General features: G+C 61.5%; 22 protein-coding genes. 8 read left to right on the top strand and 14 right to left on the bottom strand.

Features of this window, described 5'->3' with window-relative positions:
- The first annotated feature begins 51 nt into the window (after positions 1-51).
- From ACU688_RS24625 to ACU688_RS24635, 3 genes are all read left to right on the top strand, one after another.
- On the top strand, positions 52-2,676 hold the full coding sequence (locus ACU688_RS24625) for a hypothetical protein (protein ID WP_448186723.1): 2,625 nt from the start codon (positions 52-54) through the stop codon (positions 2,674-2,676).
- A 65-nt stretch (positions 2,677-2,741) separates the two neighbouring features.
- The gene (locus tag ACU688_RS24630) at positions 2,742-3,497 is read left to right on the top strand and encodes a hypothetical protein (protein ID WP_448186724.1); all 756 of its coding nucleotides are present in this window, start codon (positions 2,742-2,744) and stop codon (positions 3,495-3,497) included.
- Positions 3,498-3,557: 60 nt separating this feature from the next.
- Positions 3,558-4,442, top strand: coding sequence for an AraC family ligand binding domain-containing protein (locus tag ACU688_RS24635; RefSeq protein WP_448186725.1), 885 nt, complete (start codon positions 3,558-3,560; stop codon positions 4,440-4,442).
- On the opposite strand, the gene ACU688_RS24640 is transcribed toward ACU688_RS24635, so the two are convergent.
- Together ACU688_RS24640 and ACU688_RS24645 are read right to left on the bottom strand one after the other, a co-directional pair.
- Positions 4,384-4,971 (bottom strand): LysE family translocator, encoded by a 588-nt coding sequence (locus tag ACU688_RS24640; RefSeq protein ID WP_448186726.1) that lies wholly within the window; start codon positions 4,969-4,971, stop codon positions 4,384-4,386. The genes ACU688_RS24635 and ACU688_RS24640 overlap by 59 nt on opposite strands.
- Before the next feature lie 91 nt (positions 4,972-5,062).
- Positions 5,063-5,503 carry a winged helix-turn-helix transcriptional regulator gene (locus ACU688_RS24645; RefSeq protein WP_448186727.1) on the bottom strand — a complete coding sequence of 147 codons (441 nt, stop codon included), beginning with the start codon at positions 5,501-5,503 and terminating at the stop codon, positions 5,063-5,065.
- 106 nt (positions 5,504-5,609) lie between these two features.
- On the opposite strand from ACU688_RS24645, the gene ACU688_RS24650 reads away from it, so the two are divergent.
- Positions 5,610-6,308, top strand: a complete 699-nt coding sequence (locus tag ACU688_RS24650; RefSeq protein WP_448186728.1) for an SDR family oxidoreductase — start codon at positions 5,610-5,612, stop codon at positions 6,306-6,308.
- Here the strand turns inward: ACU688_RS24650 and ACU688_RS24655 are convergent, their stop codons facing one another.
- The 6 genes from ACU688_RS24655 to ACU688_RS24680 all read right to left on the bottom strand — a co-directional run bounded on the left by ACU688_RS24655 (position 6,309) and on the right by ACU688_RS24680 (position 9,524).
- Positions 6,309-6,938 carry a ribonuclease T2 family protein gene (locus tag ACU688_RS24655; protein ID WP_448186729.1) on the bottom strand — a complete coding sequence of 210 codons (630 nt, stop codon included), beginning with the start codon at positions 6,936-6,938 and terminating at the stop codon, positions 6,309-6,311.
- Positions 6,939-7,006: 68 nt separating this feature from the next.
- The gene (locus ACU688_RS24660) at positions 7,007-7,195 is read right to left on the bottom strand and encodes a hypothetical protein (protein WP_448186730.1); all 189 of its coding nucleotides are present in this window, start codon (positions 7,193-7,195) and stop codon (positions 7,007-7,009) included.
- A 482-nt stretch (positions 7,196-7,677) separates the two neighbouring features.
- A complete protein-coding gene (locus ACU688_RS24665; protein WP_448186731.1) occupies positions 7,678-8,172 on the bottom strand; it encodes a periplasmic heavy metal sensor in 495 nt (164 codons plus the stop codon).
- The gene (locus tag ACU688_RS24670) at positions 8,169-8,600 is read right to left on the bottom strand and encodes a hypothetical protein (protein WP_448186732.1); all 432 of its coding nucleotides are present in this window, start codon (positions 8,598-8,600) and stop codon (positions 8,169-8,171) included. Before ACU688_RS24670 ends, ACU688_RS24665 begins: the two co-directional genes overlap by 4 nt.
- On the bottom strand, positions 8,597-9,175 hold the full coding sequence (locus tag ACU688_RS24675) for an RNA polymerase sigma factor (protein WP_448186733.1): 579 nt from the start codon (positions 9,173-9,175) through the stop codon (positions 8,597-8,599). Before ACU688_RS24675 ends, ACU688_RS24670 begins: the two co-directional genes overlap by 4 nt.
- A 37-nt stretch (positions 9,176-9,212) precedes the next feature.
- Positions 9,213-9,524, bottom strand: coding sequence for a YXWGXW repeat-containing protein (locus ACU688_RS24680; protein WP_448186734.1), 312 nt, complete (start codon positions 9,522-9,524; stop codon positions 9,213-9,215).
- Positions 9,525-9,748: 224 nt separating this feature from the next.
- Here ACU688_RS24680 and ACU688_RS24685 point away from each other — a divergent pair, with 224 nt between their 5' ends.
- Complete coding sequence (locus tag ACU688_RS24685; RefSeq protein WP_448186735.1) at positions 9,749-9,889, top strand: hypothetical protein; 141 nt, start codon at positions 9,749-9,751, stop codon at positions 9,887-9,889.
- Here the strand turns inward: ACU688_RS24685 and ACU688_RS24690 are convergent.
- Positions 9,886-10,134, bottom strand: a complete 249-nt coding sequence (locus ACU688_RS24690; RefSeq protein WP_448186736.1) for a DUF1652 domain-containing protein — start codon at positions 10,132-10,134, stop codon at positions 9,886-9,888. The genes ACU688_RS24685 and ACU688_RS24690 overlap by 4 nt on opposite strands.
- Positions 10,135-10,378: 244 nt before the next feature.
- Between ACU688_RS24690 and ACU688_RS24695 the strand changes: the two genes are divergently transcribed.
- Positions 10,379-11,323: a GGDEF domain-containing protein gene (locus ACU688_RS24695; RefSeq protein WP_448186737.1), complete on the top strand. Its 945-nt coding sequence runs from the start codon at positions 10,379-10,381 to the stop codon at positions 11,321-11,323.
- Positions 11,324-11,593: 270 nt separating this feature from the next.
- On the opposite strand, the gene ACU688_RS24700 is transcribed toward ACU688_RS24695, so the two are convergent.
- Both ACU688_RS24700 and ACU688_RS24705 read right to left on the bottom strand, forming a co-directional pair.
- Complete coding sequence (locus ACU688_RS24700) at positions 11,594-11,851, bottom strand: hypothetical protein (RefSeq protein ID WP_448186738.1); 258 nt, start codon at positions 11,849-11,851, stop codon at positions 11,594-11,596.
- A 566-nt stretch (positions 11,852-12,417) separates the two neighbouring features.
- Entirely contained in the window at positions 12,418-13,518 is a 1,101-nt protein-coding gene (locus ACU688_RS24705; RefSeq protein WP_448186739.1) for an AbrB family transcriptional regulator, read from the bottom strand.
- Positions 13,519-13,625: 107 nt separating this feature from the next.
- On the opposite strand from ACU688_RS24705, the gene ACU688_RS24710 reads away from it, so the two are divergent.
- On the top strand, positions 13,626-14,525 hold the full coding sequence (locus tag ACU688_RS24710) for a LysR family transcriptional regulator (protein ID WP_448186740.1): 900 nt from the start codon (positions 13,626-13,628) through the stop codon (positions 14,523-14,525).
- Between the two features lie 5 nt (positions 14,526-14,530).
- Here the strand turns inward: ACU688_RS24710 and ACU688_RS24715 are convergent, their stop codons facing one another.
- The 3 genes from ACU688_RS24715 to ACU688_RS24725 all read right to left on the bottom strand — a co-directional run bounded on the left by ACU688_RS24715 (position 14,531) and on the right by ACU688_RS24725 (position 17,973).
- On the bottom strand, positions 14,531-14,860 hold the full coding sequence (locus tag ACU688_RS24715; protein WP_026136677.1) for a hypothetical protein: 330 nt from the start codon (positions 14,858-14,860) through the stop codon (positions 14,531-14,533).
- Between the two features lie 80 nt (positions 14,861-14,940).
- Complete coding sequence (locus ACU688_RS24720; protein ID WP_448186741.1) at positions 14,941-17,439, bottom strand: TonB-dependent siderophore receptor; 2,499 nt, start codon at positions 17,437-17,439, stop codon at positions 14,941-14,943.
- A 96-nt stretch (positions 17,440-17,535) separates the two neighbouring features.
- On the bottom strand, positions 17,536-17,973 hold the full coding sequence (locus tag ACU688_RS24725; protein ID WP_124530054.1) for a DUF3995 domain-containing protein: 438 nt from the start codon (positions 17,971-17,973) through the stop codon (positions 17,536-17,538).
- Between the two features lie 93 nt (positions 17,974-18,066).
- Between ACU688_RS24725 and ACU688_RS24730 the strand changes: the two genes are divergently transcribed.
- A complete protein-coding gene (locus tag ACU688_RS24730) occupies positions 18,067-18,456 on the top strand; it encodes a DUF2946 domain-containing protein (protein WP_017735800.1) in 390 nt (129 codons plus the stop codon).
- The last annotated feature ends 31 nt before the right edge of the window (positions 18,457-18,487 follow it).

Genomic DNA, 18,487 nt, shown 5'->3' on the forward strand with positions numbered 1-18,487 from the left:
GCTGCGATTGACCAATGATGTGCACTTACGTCATTACAGAAGGCCGTTCCCATGGACGAACTGCATGCGCTTGCCCTCTCTCCCGAGGAGTTGTCCGGCGAAGAACTGCCGATTGTCAGCTACAGCACCTCCCACAGCGACTTCGGTCATCGCGAACACCTGCGCCAACAAGGTGACCGGGAGCTGATCCATGAACTGATAAACGCCCTGCAAACCAACCCTGGACAGGCACTGCCCAACGCCAGCCAATCCATCACCGTGGCGCAGTATTCATTGTTGGGCCAATGGGGTGAGGTGTTTTGCAAAGCCGTCAATCGGTTCGACTTTATCGACTGGGCCAATCGCCTTGAACTGGATTTCGCGACCCTGCACATACGCAATGGCACATTATCGGCCGACGCGGGCGCGGCGAAGACGCCAAGCACCTTCACCCTGGCGGACACGTCAGGGTGGTGGAGCGTGGCCAGCCCGGTTGTGTACATTGCCCAACTGCTGGACCCCGCCGACTTGGGCATGCCCTACCTGGGCGACCGGGTGATCAACGTGGCGCGCCACCTGTCCCTGGATCGGGTGCTGGCCTTCTACGGTTACCCCATGCCTGCCAACCGGCTGCAGGCCCAGGTGATGATTGAGGAACTGGGCACCGCTCAGGCGTTCCCCACCGTTGATGAAGTGGGCCAGAACCGCTCGTTGATTCACGCCGAACGGGTCAATCAGCTGCGCGACTACCAGCAATTGGCCGATGCCCTGCAAACGCTTGACCTGTTCGACGGCCCGGCGCTGTCCAGGCTGCGCCTGCAACTGACCTCGGATTCGCTGTTGGCCAGAAGCCTGCGCGAAGCGGCGCCGTTACTCCAGGCCGTCATGGCGGACAACATCCCTGAAGACCACCAGACCCTGCCGTCCACCTACTATTTTGACCGGGTGAAACAGGCCGTTTGCGTGCTGCCGCGCCTGGAACGGCAAGAGCTCGGTGTGCGCGAGCTGCGCCCCACAACACCAAACCCGCGCTGGAACCGGCTGGTGCGACTGGCCGCTCAATTGGGCAGCGACATCTACCCCGACCACAGCCTGAGCGCTGTATCCATGCTGAACGCTTACGGCATCGCGCCCATTTCAACCCAAGGCCAGCGCGACGCCTTGGTCGAACGCCTGCGGCAATGGTCGATAGCGCCCGCACCCACCCTGTACGCAGCCGCACGCAACCTGGATGAACACTCCACCTACAGCCGCTACATCGGTTTGCTCAATGACCGATACGCCATACGCAAGGCGCTCTACCGCGCGATCGAGGCTGGCACGCTGGACGGGCTCCAGGGTCTTGATGCGGCGATTGTGGCCGACGCCGATACGTTGCTCGCCACACTGGAACCCGGGCGCCAGCAGCTAGAGGCGCTGGTGGCGCTACCGGAGTTTGTCGCGATCCGCACCCGGGAAGGCATCGACCCTGCCAGCCATGTCCTGCTCGGCGACGACGCCAGCGTCGGCGCGCACAACCTGCAAGGGCAGTGGACGATGCTGACGGAGCCCGTGATGGCCAACGCAGTCCTCGCGCGGCAGGTGGAAAGACTGGCAGCGCTGGCCAAACGCCTGGGTGGCCAGTTGCGCACCAGTGCAACCGTCAGCCTTCGCCAGGCACTCAAGCTATACAGGATCGAGGTCCCCACCACACTTGAGCAGGCACGGCTGATAGCACAACGCAAGCGGGTCAACGCGCCCCTGGCCATGTACGAAAACGATTACTGGCGCGCACTCAAACCCACTCTTGCCTCGCAACCCCTCGCCTGGACGTTGTCGACAGCCGACCATGTGCGGGTGGCAACACTCAGTCGCCAGTTTGTGTCCGAATTTGATGTGCCACTGTTTACCTACCTCAGCGACCCCGTGCTGGCGCACAAATCGGTGGCGGATGTGCGTGCCGAAGCGGACCTGCTGATGATTCGCCTGATCGCCTCGCCCCGCGCCCAACAATTGGCCAAGCGGTTGGCCGAGGCCCTGCATTGGCACGGCAGCCATGCCAGTGACCTCAGCGCCCAGGCCAGCCGCAGCGCGCTGGTGTGGGCCGCGCTGATTCTGAACCTGGACCCTGAAGCCGGCGAACGCCAGGCACAGTTCAATAAGCTAGACCTTTCGCAAGACGACTTCTGGGGCGAACCCGTCAGCTTTGTCCGCCTGCAGGTAGAGAACAGCTTCAGAGGGCTGACCCCGCAGGCCGCCGCCCTTGCCGCACATCTGATGTTGTGCGGCCAGGCCCCTCATTTGCTGGTGCGCGACATTCCAGATTCGATGCCCTTTCTGTGCACCCAGGCCTGGGTGCTCTTTGAGCAATACGCCACCTATCTGGAGCAACGCACACCCGGCGCAGCGCGGCAAATGAGCCATGACGAACTGATGTACCTTGCCTACCTGCCGCCCAGCGCGGCTGGAACCGGTTCCTCGAAAGCTCCCGGGCGACACCACCGATCCGGGCCTGGGCAATCACCAACGGCGTGCTCGCCCAACAGCAGCGTTTCAGCGTGGTTGATACCAATGTTGCAATCCGCGAGCTCAATGCACTGCGCGCACGCTTGCGCGTTGCCTATGATGCGTTTGCGAGCCCCATCGTCGGCCAGCGCAGCGTCGCGCACCAGGAGTTGGTTCGTGTATATCCGAACCAGGCCACACTGGAAGATTTGATATGGACCTGGCAATCCAAAGACAGCCCAGGGGATGGGAAACAGTATTCGTTCGTCGACTTGTACATGGCCAATCGCCTGGATGCCCGCTCGCAACACTGGCATTGCGTGGACGGAAGAGCGGATTACGCGGAGCTGGCAACCCGTTTTGACCGGCTCCGAGACTTCAACTATCTGTTTACCGAAGCCTTTTCCGCGCAACTTCGCCAGCTACAGGACGCCTATGTGGAGTGCCTGCGCAACTGCTTGCCACCACTGTCGCTACCACGCCGCGAAGCGTTGGAGTTCGGCAGGGTCGAGTTTTTTGCCTTGAACAACCCCTCCCAAGGCATTGGCCGCTTTGGCTTGATCCTGTGCGCGCGCCATTACAGCGACATCCACCTTTATGAGTGCTTCCCCACCCACTTGTTGCTCATTCCCCGCCGTGACCTGGACTACAAAACCCTGATAAACGCCGCAACCACTAAAGGCCAGGATGTCTCGGCCCTTGGCTTTGACTGGCCCGCCTACGCCCGGGGCAGTGAACCCGGCAGCAGCACCAGGCCCGCCGGCGGGCAACGCCTGGGCATTATCCAGCTCCCCGATGTGCTGCATGCCGTCGACCCCGTGCCAGAACCGGACGTGCACGGACGCCGCGTACCGCGCCACGTGGACTCACCTCGCACGCACGAGCTGATGAGCCTGGTGGTCGGGCGGCATTTCTTGCTGGGGGCCACACCGCTGCTGGTGCAAGCCAGGGTGACGCGGCCGCTGGAGCAGATCAGCAGCGGCCAGGACCCTTGGGCCGACTATATGCACAGCGTGTCACTCGCCTCCATGTAAGGCCTTGAACATCTGGCGCCGACGTATAAGGTAAGCACTCGTTATTCTGGAGTCGCTGCCATGTCCTCATCTGCACACACGCCAGCCCCACAATTCTGGCGCGATCCCGCACTGGGGTTTATCGAGGCGCGGATGATCGCCGACGGGCGCAAGGTCACCTACAGCCGTCACGCCCATGAGCACTTCTCCATCGGCGCGGTCACCCGCGGGCGCAGCTATTACCACTACGGCGCGGATACGTTCCAGATCGACGCCGGTACGGTGGTCTTGATGAACCCCGGCGATGTGCACGCCTGCAACCCGATCGAGAATGAGCCCTGGTCCTACCAGATGCTGTACCTCGACACGCCGTGGATGACCGACCTGCAACACCAATTGGGCTTCAGCACCGATCAGGGTTATCGCCCGTTCACCACGCCCTATACGCGGGATGCCGCGCTGTACCATGGCCTGCTGGAACTCTACCGCACACTGGTGGATGAGCACGCGGAACACTTGCAAAAACAGAGCGCGCTGGTGAGCTTCTTCACTGAAGTGCAGCAGCGCCTGAACCCCTGCGACGCCCCTGTGCGGGAGCTGAACCACAAGCTGGAACGGGCGGGCGAATACATCCGCGAACACTGCACCCAAGGGCTGAAACTGGAAGATATCTGCGCTGCCGCCGAGCTGTCGCCGTCCTATCTGATTCGCGCGTTCAAGCAGTATTACGGCCTGACGCCCCATGCCTTCCTGCTGAACCAGCGCATCCAGTTTGCCCGTGGGCAATTGCGCCAGGGCGAGCTGATCGCCGATGTGGCACTGGCCGCCGGCTTTGCCGACCAGGCGCACTTCCAGCGCACCTTCAAACAGCATTTCGCCGCCACGCCAGGGCAATACCGCGAGATCCTCAAGCCATCAGCAGATAACCCACACTGGCCACCAGCAACGCGGCCATTGAGCGGTTGAACAGCCGCATGCCCTGAGCATTGCTCAGATAGCGCCGCAAGAACGTACCGGCATACGCCCAGCAAGCCACCGACAGATAGCAGATCACCAGGTAAAGGCTGGCAAACAGCCAAACCTGCCGCGCGTCGCCATCGGCCACAAACAGGCCCATCCCGGCCACGCAGGCCAGCCAGGCTTTTGGGTTGAGCCATTGCATGATTGCGCCGTAGAGCATGGACGGCGCGGTGGCCGCGTTGTCGGCTTGCAGGCGGCCATCGTCGGAGGCCAGTTTCCAGGCCATCCACAACAAAAACACCACGCCGCCCCACTGGATCAATTGGGTCAGCAACGGCCAGCGCACCAACACTTCATGCAGGCCCAGGCCGATCAATACCAACAGCAGGGTAAAACCGGCCGCGGCGCCAAACACGTGCTTCTGGCTGGCGGCAAAGCCAAAGCGGGCGCCGGAACTAAGGGCAACCACGTTGACCGGACCCGGCGTGATAGAGGTGGCCAGGGCGAAGGCGGCCATGGAAATGATCAAGCTCATTGCGATTCCCTTTTTTGTCGTGACGCTGAAGATGGCGTCACGGTAAAGGGCAAATTCCACGCGGTATTGAACAAAATCACCCTGCGGGCTTTCACTGCTCCAGCGCGGGGGCCTGGGTCACGATATCGTCCAGGCCCAACACCCGGCCGTCCTCGGACACGATCTCGACCTTGCGCAACGGCTTGAGCGCGCGAGCGTCCAGCAAGCGGGTACCGACCTGCTCCGGTTCGGTATGGGCCTCACCCCACTGCGCCAACGTCACCAGCACCGGCATCAGCGCGCGGCCCTTGTCGGTCAGTTGGTATTCACTGCGTGCGCCCACTTCGCTGAGCTGCAACAGGCCTTGCTCGACCATCTCCTTGAGGCGCGCGGCAAGAATATTCTTGGCCACGCCCAGGTGCTTCTGGAAGTCGCCGAAACGCGTCACGCCGGCAAAGGCATCGCGAATAATCAGTAGCGTCCACCAGTCACCCACAACGTCCAGGGCGCGGGCCACCGGGCAACAGTCACCTTCCAGGCATTTGCGTTTCATGGTCAGGCCTCCAGCCAGCCGAAAAATTTGGTTGCATTATAGGACTGATACGCCCAGGATAAAAACGGTTTCATCATTAAACCTAATTCGCAGCCTGGAGCTCAGCATGGACATACGTGGAAAAGTGGTATTGGTCACCGGCGCCAATCGTGGCCTGGGCAAGGCATTCGTCACCGCCCTGCTCGAAGCCGGTGCTGCCAAGGTCTACGCCGGCGCGCGCAACCCCGCCAGCGTGGACATTCCAGGCAGCACGCCGATCGCCCTGGACATCACCGACACCGCCAGCGTGCAGAACGCCGCGCAGCAGTGCAGCGACGTCAGCGTGGTGATCAACAACGCGGGCTTTCTCAAGTACGGTTCGCTGCTGGCCGCAGACAGCGTCGAGAACCTGCAGCAGCACTTTGACGTGAACACCTTCGGCACCCTGCGCGTGAGCCGCGCATTCGCACCAATCCTCGCCCACAACGGCGGCGGCGCGCTGATCAATGTGCTCTCGGTACTGAGCTGGCTGAGCCCGCCGGGCGCCGGCGGCTACAGCACCTCCAAGTCTGCCCAGTGGGGCTTGACCAACGGCCTGCGCGGCGAGTTGCGCGAACAAGGCACCCTGGTCATCGGCGTGCACCCCGCCTACATCGACACCGACATGGTCGCCGATGTGCAAGCGCCGAAAAGCACGCCCCAGGAAGTGGTCGCCCTCACCCTGCAAGCCCTGGCCGAGGGCCGCGAAGAAGTGCTGGTCAGCGACACCAGTCATGGGGTGAAGGCGTCACTGTCCAGTGATAGCCCGGTCTACCTCAACCATTGATCAACGCTGCGTGGGAATCTGGATGTCGCCGTCGCGGCACTGGGTTTTCACGCTGCGTGGGCAACCGGCGAACGCCAGGTCCTTGGTCAGGCACACCCGCACTTCCGACAGCACCTTGCCCTTGCAGATGACTGCCAGCCCATGGTTGCCCATGCGTGGGTTGCTCTCACGAAACAACGCCTCGATCTCACGGGCCGGCAACGCCGGCGAGGTGTTGAACGGCTGCAGTTGTTCCGGGATGACGACCACGCCTAGCGCCTCATCGGTCTTTTGCAGATAATCCAGGGGCTCAAGCCCGGAACAGGTGCCATGCTTGGCCCACTCATGCTTGAGCAGCGCACGGGTAGGGAACAACGCGGCGCCCTTGTCCATTTCCTCACGGCTCAGCCGCGACTGCGGCGCACACGACGCCGGCCACCCACCCCGCGCATACTGCGGCCACAAACCGTGCAGCACAAAGCCGTAGCCTTTGCCCGAACACTGCTCGTTGTCCGGGTGCGTCAGGCAAAACGTCGGTGACCACGACAACGACAACACATAAAAATCAAACTCTCCCGGCGTCCCTTGGCTACGCGGGGCGGCTGCTGCACTTGTGGCCATGACCAGCCACAACACCATCCAGTACTTCATTTATTCGCTTCCTTAAAATTCACGGCCGTCAGCTCACGCCTGACGCTCAATCAATAATGCCTGGCGAACTATTGGTAACCACTTTCCAGCCGTTCCTTGTCCGCGTTCTGCTCGTGCTCCCTTGCCTGTTTCTCCTCGCGTTTTTTATCACACTCTTTCTTGCCCTGTTCGACAGTGCCCACATAGGTGCAATCGGACAGCACCTGGCCGCCCGTCATGATCACGACCGCGACCACCACCGGAATCGCGACCGCCAAGAGGGCAATGTCCAAGGCCAACGAATGATGCGGTTCGACCTTATACGGATACTGCTGGCCGGGGCCTCGCACTCAAGTTCGGTGACATACCGCTTGCTGGTCTTGCTCACGGTATCCAGCCATCTGTCTTTACCGACATACAACCCGAATACACCACCGTCCGGCGCCGCTTGCAGGTACAACTCAAGGTCGTCGGCAAAGGGCTTGCCTGTCCCCGTGAGGGGTTGGAATTGTTTGCCGCTCAACGTTTGATAGAGGGTATAGCCATACACTTCGGGCCCGGTAACTTCAGACCTGACCGGCGCCGCCGCTCAACCGCCCAACGACGACGTGATCATCACCAGGCTCAACACACTGCACAGCATCCTTTGCATGAAGCGCCCCACGGCAGACGGGCGGCTGAATAGCCGAGCGCAAGATGGCGCCCAATCCCAGTCGTTGTTTCGGCGTGCCTGGCCGAAATCTTAATCCGATACAGCCGCTCAAGAGCGCGGTTTACTGGCCACCACTTGAGTCAGCTTCTCCTTTGCCTTGGCCTGCCCACGCTGGTACAGCGCCTCGACCAGTTTTTGCCGCTCATCCTGGGGCAGATGGCTGGCGAACTCCGCCAGGGTGGTGTCCACCAGCGCCCGCAGAGACAGATCGGCCTCACGGGCCTTGGCCAACTCGCTCACCAGTGCGTCACGGTCCAGCGTCGGCGCTTGCAGTTGCTGGATCACCCCAAGCCGCGCTTCGCGACCGGCCATGATCAACGGCTGGCTGTCGGCGCGGTTGTGTCGCAACAGTTGGCGCAGTTCCTTGCGGCGCTCTGGTGGCAGCTTGAACATCGCCTGGCGCAACCCATGTTGGTTGACCACGGCTTCGACGGGTTTGACCGTCGCCATCCAATGGTAGAGACCACCGCCCACGCCACCGATCAAAAACACGTTGAGCAACACCGATACCGCCAACCACGGTTTAAGGGACTTGGACGTCATTGTTCGGTTTCCTCGGCGTTGACGCTAAACACGACTTCCGCATCGCCCTGGTCGAAGACGCTGGGCAGCACTTCGGAGGACAGCATCGGCAACGGCACGCTCATCGAGGCCACCAACACCCCGGCGGCGATGCCTGCAATGCCCACGCCTACCAAACCGGCGGGTGACAGCCAGTTGGCATAACGCGACCAAAATGACGCCCGTCGCGGTACGGCTTGGCGAATCTGCCTGGCCAGCGCCGGATCGGTGAGTGGCGCTGCGTGCGCATCCAACTGCGTATCCAGCCACGCGGCCTCGTGCAAGGCCTGGCGGGCGCTGGGGTTGCCGCTGTCGAGCAGGGCCTGGGCTGGCGCCTGTTCAGCGCGGGGCCAGCGATGCAGGCTGGCCCCGTAGGCATCAGCCAAATGGGCGAATCGTTCGGGCGTCATGGTTTTTCCCTTCCTGGGCGGGCAAGCCCTGGTGTATCGGCAAGTTGATTGCGCAACTGGCGGCGAGCCCGTGACAACAGGCTCTCCAGTGCCTCGACGCTGATCTCCATCAGGGCCGCGGCGTCGATGTTCGACAGCTCCTGGTAATACTGCAACACAATCGCTTCGCGCTGGCGCTCGGGCAATGCGGCCAACGCAGCCGCCATCCGCGCGCTGCGGTCGGCGGCTTCAAGGTGCTCGTCCGGCGACGGCGCGGTGTCGGCCAGTTGCAGCACCTCATCTTCATTCAGCGGGCGCTCCTTGCGCCGACGCAGGCGATCCCGGCACAGATTCAGCGCAACCCGGTGCAACCAGGTGTCAAAGCGCGCGTCCCCTGCCCGCCAGTTGGCCGCCTGGCGCCAGATCCGCAGGAAGCTCTCCTGGGCCACGTCCCTGGCCTCGTCGGCATCCCCCAGGATCCGACTGGCGAGCGCCAGCAAACGCGGAAGTTTGCGCGTCACCATTTCGTTGACGGCCGCAGGTTCGTTGTTGCCGATACGCGCCAGCAGTTCAACGTCCGGGTCAGTGTCTTTCAATCGGGTAATTCTCGGTCCGCAGGCTAAGTATCAGGTTTCAGCGCATCCAATGGCCTTCACGCCAGTACCAGTTCGGGCCACGGGATTCCCAGTGGCCGGGCTGCCAGCGCGCATTGCGCATCACCGGCTGCCAGTGCCCCGGCACCCAAGCGTAAGCACCGCGCTGCCAGCCCCAGTGGCCACGGTCCCAGGCATAACCCGGGCGCCCGGCGGGGATCACCTCGACACGCTCTACCGGCGGCGCCTGGCGAATGATGACTTCGGTCTGGGCAAACGTCGGGGTGCTGACAAACGCCGCAAAAACCAGCGGAACCAGCAAGGCATAGCGCAATTGGGCCAGTGTGCTCATGGCAACTCCTTCAGGCGGCGGACGAAAATGTTCGCTGCTGATGGGTTGAACGGCGGGCGCCGGAAAATCCGTCGCAGGGCACGCAGGTTTTTTCCGGGAGTGCTTGAAGGGCAGTATTGCCCAGGGGATGACAGCGCTTGATGAAATATTTGAAAGCCGCGCGACGGATTTATGCGGGCGCCGGCGTTAAAGGAGTAACGCCGCACACACCCAGAGGAAATACCATGTCCCGTCGCCTAACCCTGCTGGTTGCCGCCCTGCTGATCGCCAGCCTCAGCGGCTGCGTGATCCTGCCCGAACACCGCCATTGCTGCTGGCGCTATTACGGCGCGGTCACAACCACCGCAGACACCGTCAACAGCTAACCGACCGCCGCAAAACCCCGGCGCCCGGCCTTGAGCTCGGTGCGCAACTCACCAATAAGGTTTGAGATAGAACGGATGCTGTCCAGACCTTCGGGGGACACGCGGGTCAGCAACAGGTCGACGCGCCCGGAGACCGGCTCGAACACGCTGATGCGCAGCGAACCGTCGCCATTGAGGGTGCAGTCACACGACAGCGGCAAAAAGCCCACGGCCATGATGCGATTGAATTCGATGATGGAAATCATGATAAGCCCCCGTCCCTGGGTTCTACCCTGCTGGTTGGATTCGACCAGATTAGTTGAGGTTTGGCCGCATCTGGAGAATTAATGCAAAAGTGTTACCCAAGCCTCATTTTGCCCGCAAAACGCTGGCCCGCTGGCGCCAAAAACCCAGCACACGACCTCTCGTCTGCTGCATTGGCGAAGGCTTGACTCCCACCCGCGATCACCAGACGCTCTTGGCTTTTCGCCCCTCCCGGAGCCGCCGCCCATGAGCATCGATCCCCCGAGCCCGCCCGACAGCGATGTGTACAAAACCCTGCTGGAATCGACCAAGGCCATCCCCTGGCGCATCGACTGGCAGACCATGACCTTCAGCTATATCGGCCCGCAGATCGAAACGCTGCTGGGCTGGACGCCGCAAAGCTGGGTCAGCGTGGATGACTGGGTCGAACGCATGCACCCGGATGATCGTGAGTACGTGGTGAATTTCTGCGTGTCGCAATCCCGCGCCGGCGTGGACCATGAGGCCGACTACCGCGCGCTGACGGTGAACGGCGACTACGTATGGATCCGCGATGTAGTGCATGTGGTACGCAAGGATGGTGAAGTCGAAGCGCTGATTGGCTTTATGTTCGATATCAGTGAACGCAAGAAGACCGAAGAACACCTGATCCGCCTGCAGAAACAACTTGAGGAATATTCCTTCCAGGACGGCCTCACCGGCATCGCCAACCGACGCATGTTCGACACCGTGCTGGAGCGCGAATGGACCAGCGCCCAGCGCAGCCAGTTGCCCCTATCGTTGATCATTCTCGATATCGACTTTTTCAAGCAGTACAACGACCACTACGGCCATATCAAGGGTGACGAGTGCCTGCGCCAGGTGGCAAACACCCTCTCGCAAGCGGCCAACCGCCCACGGGATTTCATCGCGCGCATCGGCGGTGAAGAGTTTGTGTGGTTGCTACCGGAAACGGACGCGGCATCGGCGAAGTTGGTGGCGCAACGCTGCCTGCATCTGGTGCGCCAACGGCAGATCGAGCACGGGTTTTCCCCGGTGTCCAAATGGCTGAGCGTCAGCCTTGGCGTCGGCACCCACACCGTGACACCCAACAGCGCGATGCTGGGCTTTGTGGAACAGGTCGATAAGTTGCTGTACCAGGCCAAACGCAATGGACGGATGCGCGCGGAGTTTGCCGCTATTGAAGTTTGACGCCGAGGTCAAATCACGGGCAAAAAAAATCCCAAGTAGCTGATGGAAACTTGGGATTTAAAAATGCATAAACCGTGGGAGGTGAACGCCCGGCTATAGTAGCGATTGTAAAAAGCTGTAACAAGTAAAAATCCATCCTTTCGTCGGATTAAAACAGCCGTAAGTCATTCAATAACCACATGTTTTTTAAGGTGGCCGGGTATTTGAGTGCCACTTTTTGGTGCAAGTAAGGGGATGCGTGCGACTTATATTCCCCCTTATAAAAGATGGTTATTGATTAATGCGACCTGACACTTCGCCACCGTTGCTCGCGCAACTGTCGCCCAGTTTCAAGCCACCGGACGCGGCGGCACCGGCCAAACGTTCCACTTGCTGACACAGTACCAAACGCTCAGCCGCCTCGGCCCGCTGGCGATCCGCGTTGGCGTTGATATGCATGAAGTAACCGCCCAGCAACACCGCGACACACAGCACGCCGACCGCGAAGTGGCGCAGGCTGTTGGTTGATGAAGGCTCTGGCTGGTACATGGTCCGGCAACGACCTGCTCTATTTGCGACGAAGCGTGCAATTGTATGCAAATAGAAACACAGCAATTGTCGTGGTTTTGTAAACCGTCTTCGTTAGCGGGTCACAGGTTTGGCAACAGTCCCTGCTTGCCCTATCCAAGCATAGGTATCTACACAACGACTGGACCTGACAAAACCCGAAGCTCTGGCTCTGGCTCTGGCTCTGGCTCTGGCTTTGGCTTTGGATCTTAGGCGCCCCATTAACCACGCTGGCCGAACGCAGGCTTGAATCCGTGGGTAACCCGGCAGGACGCCGGGTTAGCCGTCCTGGGCCAAGGATGGCCCATGACGGCGGCCCACGGATTCAAGCCTGCGTTCGGGCACACCGAGCCTAGGCGAGGTGCCGAGTGGTGGGGCAAGAGCGTTTTGCTTACTTTTGCGCTCTTCAAAAGTGAGCCGCCGTAAGGGCGGAACCCTATTCAGCCGTTACCTAAATAACGGATATGTACTCCGACCAAAAAACCTCAGTGCCTAACACATAGCTATCGCAGGCAAGCCAGCTCCCACACTGAACCGGTTTACACCCGTTAAAAATCCCCCGACTGCCTGGCCGTCACGGGAGCAAGCTCCCTCGCCACAGGTCCAGCAGCAATGCTCACTATGCCTATCCAAGAGCTGCTCAACAGCCGATACAACGGCAAGCACGCCGCCTGGATCAGCAGCATGCGCATCACCTGCATCGCCGTCACCAACGTCACGGCCAACCCCAAGGCCTCGGCGGTCAGGCTCATCTCCGGCGCGCTGCCGGGCATCATGCCCAAGGCCAGCGACAGCCACGGCATCTCCAGCCACGTCCCCAGCGCCCAGGCCGCCAGCGCAGTGGCGATGATCGAGCCGCTCAGCAGCACCAGCACCTTGGCGAGATAACCCGGGGCGCGCCGGAAAAAGCTGCGCTCAAACGCCGCGCCCAATGCACAGCCAATGAGTAACTGGCCAGCGCCACTGAGCCAGCCGGGCATGCTCATCGACAAGTTGTTGCAGGCGACGCCCACGGCGCAAATCAGGAACGGGCCGAAGGTCCAGGGATTGGGCAGGTTGCAGCGTTTGAACCCGATCGCCGCCAGCAGGCTGATGCCCAGGATAAAGATCAGCCAGGGCCAGATCACCGGCAATGGTGCGGGGGCGGCGGTATGTGCCAAACCAAAGGTCGCGACTGCTGGCACTGCCAGTAGGATCAGCAACAGGCGCAGGCTGTGGGCGGCAGCAATCAAACCGGGGTCGGCTTGGCGCTGGCGGCCCAGGTGGACCATCTCCGTGGAGTTGGCCGGCATCAGCGCAAAAAACGCCGTGCCCAAGGCCACGCCCCAGCGGTGCAGCAGCCATACCGAACCTAGCGCCAGCACCAGCGTCAGCAGCACCGCCGTGACGATCAATCCGAGGTGCGCGACCACTTGCTGCATCACCGGCAAGGTGAAATGACAGCCAATGGCCACGGCGACAATCAACTGCCCGGCTTCGCGCCCATGGGGAATTTGCGGAACCATCGCCCCGCTACACCGGCTGATCAATACCGCCAACAACGAACCGATGACCCAGGGCAACGGCCAACCGGCCCACTGCGCAAGGCTGCCGCCCAAGGCGCCGACAATCAGGGTGACAAGCCAATACTGGCGAAGGTTTAGGGTCATGATGAAGTCCGGCATGGAGAAGAGTGCCGACAGGTTATAGACTGGATGGCATCACAAAAAATATCCATTTGTGAAGCATTCCATCACTCTTTGTTATGTGAGCCCCCGTGAACCTGAAAGCCCTGGAGTACTGCGTCGAAATCGCCCGCCAAGGCAGCTTTACCAAGGCCGCGCAGGCCCTGCATGTGGCGCAGCCGGCGCTGAGCATGGCGGTCAGCCGCCTGGAAGATGAGCTGGGCGTGGCCTTGTTCAACCGCGCCACGCGGCAAATCAGCGTGACCGCCGAAGGCCAGTTGTTCCTCGCCCGCGCCGAAGCCTGCCTGCAAGGGTTGGCGGGGGCCCGTCGTGAGTTGCAGGACTTGACGCACTTGCACAGCGGCGAAATCCGCGTCGGCATCCCGCCGATGTACGGCATCCGGCATATTCCCGAGTTGCTGATGCAGTTCCGCGCGCATTACCCCGGCATCGCCATGCACGTCGTGGAAGGCAGTGCCGATGACATCAGCGCGCGCCTGGCAACACGGGATATTGATGTGGCGCTGCTGGAGTCGCGGCGCGTCGATCCGGACTGGCAGTCGGTGTTACTCGGCAGCGATGAAATGGTGTTGTGCATGCATGAGCAGCACCCGCTGGCGACCGCAGCCTCGGTCGCGGCAGAACGCTTGCGGGGCGAACCGATGCTGGTGTTCGACAACACCTTCCTGCAACGTCACCTTTTGGATGCGTTTTGCAGCAACGCCCGGGTGCGTTTCAACATCGCCCTGGAAAGCAACTTCGTGCCTCTGGTAATTGCCGCCACGCGCAACGGCATGGGCGTTTCCACCTTGCTGCGTTCGGTTCAGGAACAGGAACCCGGCTTGGCCGGGGTGTCATTCGAACCCGCGCAGTTCATGCACTTCAACCTGTGCTGGCGGGGCAGCGAATACCTGTCCCAGGCCAATCGGCGGTTTATTGAAACGGCGAAGGTGTATTTCCAGGAAGACGCCAGCTCACCGCTGTCGCACTGAACCGGCTATTTGCGCGCCACTTTGTAGCGCACGCAATCCTGGTAAAAACTCTGGCGGATCGCTTCGGGCTTGAGCCGCGAGCGACTGTCATAGGTCTGTTCGGTGATGCCCATGGCCATCATGCGCATCCACGATTTGTTGAACTTGATCGTCTGGATCTTCTGCCGCGCCGCATACAACGACACCCCCGACAGCTTCAACTCCTGGGCCCTGGCGGCCGTGCCCGCGCCCCAGCTGCACATGTACTTGTCACCCTCGCGCAGCTCCCGTGCCTGCACGGCAGCCGCGCCGCCTGCCAGTGAGCAGGCGATCAGCATGATTCCAACAGTGCGCATTAACATCCCCGACTAACCGACTGAAAATAAAAGCGATTCTGCCGAGGATTTTGTTACAAAGGGGCCATTAAAGTGCCTTATCACCACTGATAGGTGGCACTCGCTTGTACCGTGCGCTGTGAGCCATACCAGCACCACGAGTAGGAATAGCACGATGCGACGTACTCTTTATTCGCCAGGTTGGTGGCGTTGAGGGCCAGGCGCAGGTTGTCCTTGAGGCTGGTGATATTCGGGATGTCGTAGTGCACCGCCGCATCAAACAAGGTGTAGCCCGGCACTTTCAGGGTGTTGGCCGTGTCGCCCCAGGACGAGCCGACATAACGCGCACCGGCACCGGCGCCGAAGCCCTTGAGGTGGCCATCATGGAAGGTATAGTCCGCCCAGGCCGACGCCGTGTGGCGAGGCACGGCGTAGGTCGTGGTGCCTTCGGCAGCGATGGCCGGGCCTACGCCGATGTCGCTGATGGGTGCATAGCGCACAGTGCTGTTGGACTTGCTGATGCGGTTGTCCAGGTAAGCGTAAGCCGCCGTGATATCCAGGTTGTCGTTGAGGCTGGCCTTGCCTTCCAGTTCAAAGCCACGGGATTGCACTTCGCCGTCCTGGCTCTGGCAGCGGCCGGTGCCGCACAGGTGGGTGGGATCTGGATCGGTGGTCAGCACATTGCTCTGGCGCAGGTCGAAAATCGCTGCGGTGATAAAGCTGTTGCTGCCCGGCGGCTGGTACTTGATGCCGATTTCATACTGCTTGCCTTCGGTCGGCTTGAACACCGAGCCACCGTAGCCAGTACCCGACTGCGGGTTGAACGACTCCGAGTAGCTGGCATACGGCGCCAGGCCGTTATCAAACAGATAGACCAGGCCGATACGGCCGGTAAAGGCCTTGCTGTCCAGGGACGACTTACTCTTGGCGCCGGTGCTGATCGTCTGGGTGCTGTTATCGGTGCTGGCCCAGTCATAGCGCCCGCCCAGCAGTAGCACCCACTTGTCCCACTTCATCTGTTCTTGCAGGTACACCCCGGTCTGTTCGCTGCGCGACGTGCCGTCGGTGGTGTACGCCGGCACCGGCACTGCCGCGCCGTACACCGGGTTGAAGATATCCAGGGTCGGCCCGGCGGTGTAGACGCCGGAGCCGGACTTGGTGTCGGTGCTGGTGTTCTGATAGTCGAGGCCCATCAACAAGGTGTGCTGCAACGGGCCGGTATCGAATTTGGCCTGCAGCTGGTTGTCGAGGGTGTACGCGTCCATGTTCACGTCGCTGGCGATGGTCGAGCGGCGGATGGTGCGGTAGTCCGTCATCAGGTAGTTGCTGTAGAGGCTGCGGTACTGGCCTTCGCTGCGCAGGTAACGCGCGTTCTGGCGCACGGTCCACACGTCGTTGAAGCGGTGTTCGAAGGCGTAACCGATGGAGTAATACTCGCGGTCACTTTTCTCGAAGTTCTTCTCGCCATCATAGAAGCCCACATCGATATCGTGCCCGGTCGGGCTGTGCAGCACCGAACCCCACGCCGGCACCGAGCCGTAGGACGCGCCCTTGGGGTCCTTCTGGAAGTGCCCGAGCAAGGTCAGCGAGGTGTCGTCATCCGGGCGCCAGGTGAAGGCGCTGGATAGGGCCTGGCGGCGGGTTTCGGTGTGTTCCACTTGCCCGTCGGCATCGTCGAAAAGCCCGGCCACGCGGTAGGAATACACGCCCTGATCATCCACCGGGCCGCTCAGGTCAAACGTCGTACGCTTCTTGTCGAAGGTGCCGTACTCCACGCCTACCTCATGAAACGGTGTGTCCAGCGGGCGCTTGCTGACCATGTTGATCACACCGCTGGGCGTGCCCTGCCCGTACAGCACCGAGGCCGGGCCACGCAGGACTTCGACACGTTCCAGGTCAAAGGCATCTTTTTGCGGCAACGCGTCGCGGCTCGAGGGCATGCGCAGGCCGTCGAGGTAAGTGGCGGGCGAAAAACCACGGATGGTCAACTGGTCGAGACGCGAGGCGGTGGCGCCACGGGTTTCCGGGACCACCGCCGCGCTGTAGCGCAGGATCTGGTTGAGGCTCTCGGCGTTCTGCGCGCGCATCTGGTCTTTGGTGACGATGGAGATTGACTGCGGGGTCTCGATGATCGGCGTGTCGGTCTTGGTCCCCGACAGGCTGCGGGTGGCCACGTAACCGGCCACGGGCCCGGTCGGGCTTTCGCTCTGGTAGGCGCCGCTGATGGTGGTGGCCTGCAACTCCATGGCCGCGCCGTTATCCGGGATGGCTTCGAGGCGGTAGCGGTCGGCGGCGATCTTCAGCGCCTGCAGGCCGCTGCCGGCGAGCAACTGGGTCAATGCCACATCGGTGGCGTATTGCCCGCTCAAGCCGTTGCTGTGTTTGCCGCGAGTGAGGCCTGCATCGAACGCCAGCACCAGGCCAGCCTGCTCGGCGAGGCTATTGAGGGCCTGGCTCAAATCGCCAGCGGGAATCGAGAAACCGCGCACGGTACTGGCGCTCTCGGCGGCGCAAACGGACGGGGTATTCAGCAACGGCACAGCAGCAAAAGCCATCGCCACTGACAGGGCCAGTGGGTGCAAGGGACGGGCAAGCGACATGGGAAGTCCTGGGTAATAGAGGTTCTATTAACCATGACGGGCAGCTCGGAAGATCGGGTAAGGATGAGAGCGGTTTTTATTTGCGCAGGTGTATTTTCAACCCCACGCTACTACCAACAACCCCACCCCCAACACCAAACACAGCGGCGAATAGAAATACGTATCCAACCGGGCAAACCGCGACCCACCGACCTTCTTGAAAAAACCCACCAGCTCCGAATCGCCAATCGCCCGGGCAAACATCACCAGGGCTATCGCGCTGATGCCCCACTGCAACGCGCCGTGGGACACCGCGCTAAAGTACAAACCGGCGCGCAGGCACACGAGCAATGCAATCGCCACCAAGCCCATCGCCACCAGCAAGGTGCCCAGGGCCGACGGCTTGAACGCCGGCCGTGGCCCACGGGCAAATTCGCCGGGTAGTTGGGGGATGGCGGCGAGGCTGCCGAGTTTGCCGCCGGCAGCCCAATAGAGGTGCACCATGCTGATGCAGGTAAAAACCCCGACGATCCATCGCGCAATGACAAAGCTCATGACTGGCTATCCCTGGAAAAGTCCGAAAGAGGATAGTCGCCCAGTGATTTTCTGCAGGCATTTCGTCGGCGGCTGATGGTAAAGTGCCGCCCCATGAAATTCGCCCGCACCGACCGCTCGCTCATTGCCTGGATGCTCTACTGCTGCGTCCTGTTCAATGTGTTCGCCTGCAGCATCGGTCACGGGCAGATGGTCGGCATGCAGCTCAACGGCATCGGCGGCCAGTTCTGTACGGTGGACCCGCGCACCCAGGCGCCGGCTCCTGCCAACTCCACAGATGAGAGCCTGCCGACCCTGGCCAAGGCGTTCGGTTGCCCGCTGTGTTCCAGCGGCGGCATGGGCCCGGCCCTCAGTTCCAGCCTGAATGTGGCGGTATTGCCACAACCCCATGCGCCACCGCCTGCCGTGGTGCTGGCCGCTGACATCCCTGCCCGCTTTACCTGGCCCACGGCTCACCCGCGCGCGCCACCTGCTGTCGCCTGATCCCTTCGCTGTCTGATCTGCACTGAGCACC

The organism is Pseudomonas acericola (SeqCode) (assembly GCF_053456465.1).

What these genes read in the sequence shown, in the direction of transcription:
- ACU688_RS24625 (WP_448186723.1), top strand. Translation starts at nt 52, where the DNA reads ATGGACGAACTGCATGCGCTTGCCCTCTCTCCCGAGGAGTTGTCCGGC.
- ACU688_RS24630 (WP_448186724.1), top strand. Translation starts at nt 2,742, where the DNA reads ATGGCCAATCGCCTGGATGCCCGCTCGCAACACTGGCATTGCGTGGAC.
- ACU688_RS24635 (WP_448186725.1), top strand. Translation starts at nt 3,558, where the DNA reads ATGTCCTCATCTGCACACACGCCAGCCCCACAATTCTGGCGCGATCCC.
- ACU688_RS24640 (WP_448186726.1), bottom strand. Translation starts at nt 4,971, where the DNA reads ATGAGCTTGATCATTTCCATGGCCGCCTTCGCCCTGGCCACCTCTATC.
- ACU688_RS24645 (WP_448186727.1), bottom strand. Translation starts at nt 5,503, where the DNA reads ATGAAACGCAAATGCCTGGAAGGTGACTGTTGCCCGGTGGCCCGCGCC.
- ACU688_RS24650 (WP_448186728.1), top strand. Translation starts at nt 5,610, where the DNA reads ATGGACATACGTGGAAAAGTGGTATTGGTCACCGGCGCCAATCGTGGC.
- ACU688_RS24655 (WP_448186729.1), bottom strand. Translation starts at nt 6,938, where the DNA reads ATGAAGTACTGGATGGTGTTGTGGCTGGTCATGGCCACAAGTGCAGCA.
- ACU688_RS24665 (WP_448186731.1), bottom strand. Translation starts at nt 8,172, where the DNA reads ATGACGTCCAAGTCCCTTAAACCGTGGTTGGCGGTATCGGTGTTGCTC.
- ACU688_RS24670 (WP_448186732.1), bottom strand. Translation starts at nt 8,600, where the DNA reads ATGACGCCCGAACGATTCGCCCATTTGGCTGATGCCTACGGGGCCAGC.
- ACU688_RS24680 (WP_448186734.1), bottom strand. Translation starts at nt 9,524, where the DNA reads ATGAGCACACTGGCCCAATTGCGCTATGCCTTGCTGGTTCCGCTGGTT.
- ACU688_RS24685 (WP_448186735.1), top strand. Translation starts at nt 9,749, where the DNA reads ATGTCCCGTCGCCTAACCCTGCTGGTTGCCGCCCTGCTGATCGCCAGC.
- ACU688_RS24690 (WP_448186736.1), bottom strand. Translation starts at nt 10,134, where the DNA reads ATGATTTCCATCATCGAATTCAATCGCATCATGGCCGTGGGCTTTTTG.
- ACU688_RS24695 (WP_448186737.1), top strand. Translation starts at nt 10,379, where the DNA reads ATGAGCATCGATCCCCCGAGCCCGCCCGACAGCGATGTGTACAAAACC.
- ACU688_RS24700 (WP_448186738.1), bottom strand. Translation starts at nt 11,851, where the DNA reads ATGTACCAGCCAGAGCCTTCATCAACCAACAGCCTGCGCCACTTCGCG.
- ACU688_RS24705 (WP_448186739.1), bottom strand. Translation starts at nt 13,518, where the DNA reads ATGACCCTAAACCTTCGCCAGTATTGGCTTGTCACCCTGATTGTCGGC.
- ACU688_RS24715 (WP_026136677.1), bottom strand. Translation starts at nt 14,860, where the DNA reads ATGCGCACTGTTGGAATCATGCTGATCGCCTGCTCACTGGCAGGCGGC.
- ACU688_RS24720 (WP_448186741.1), bottom strand. Translation starts at nt 17,439, where the DNA reads ATGTCGCTTGCCCGTCCCTTGCACCCACTGGCCCTGTCAGTGGCGATG.
- ACU688_RS24725 (WP_124530054.1), bottom strand. Translation starts at nt 17,973, where the DNA reads ATGAGCTTTGTCATTGCGCGATGGATCGTCGGGGTTTTTACCTGCATC.
- ACU688_RS24730 (WP_017735800.1), top strand. Translation starts at nt 18,067, where the DNA reads ATGAAATTCGCCCGCACCGACCGCTCGCTCATTGCCTGGATGCTCTAC.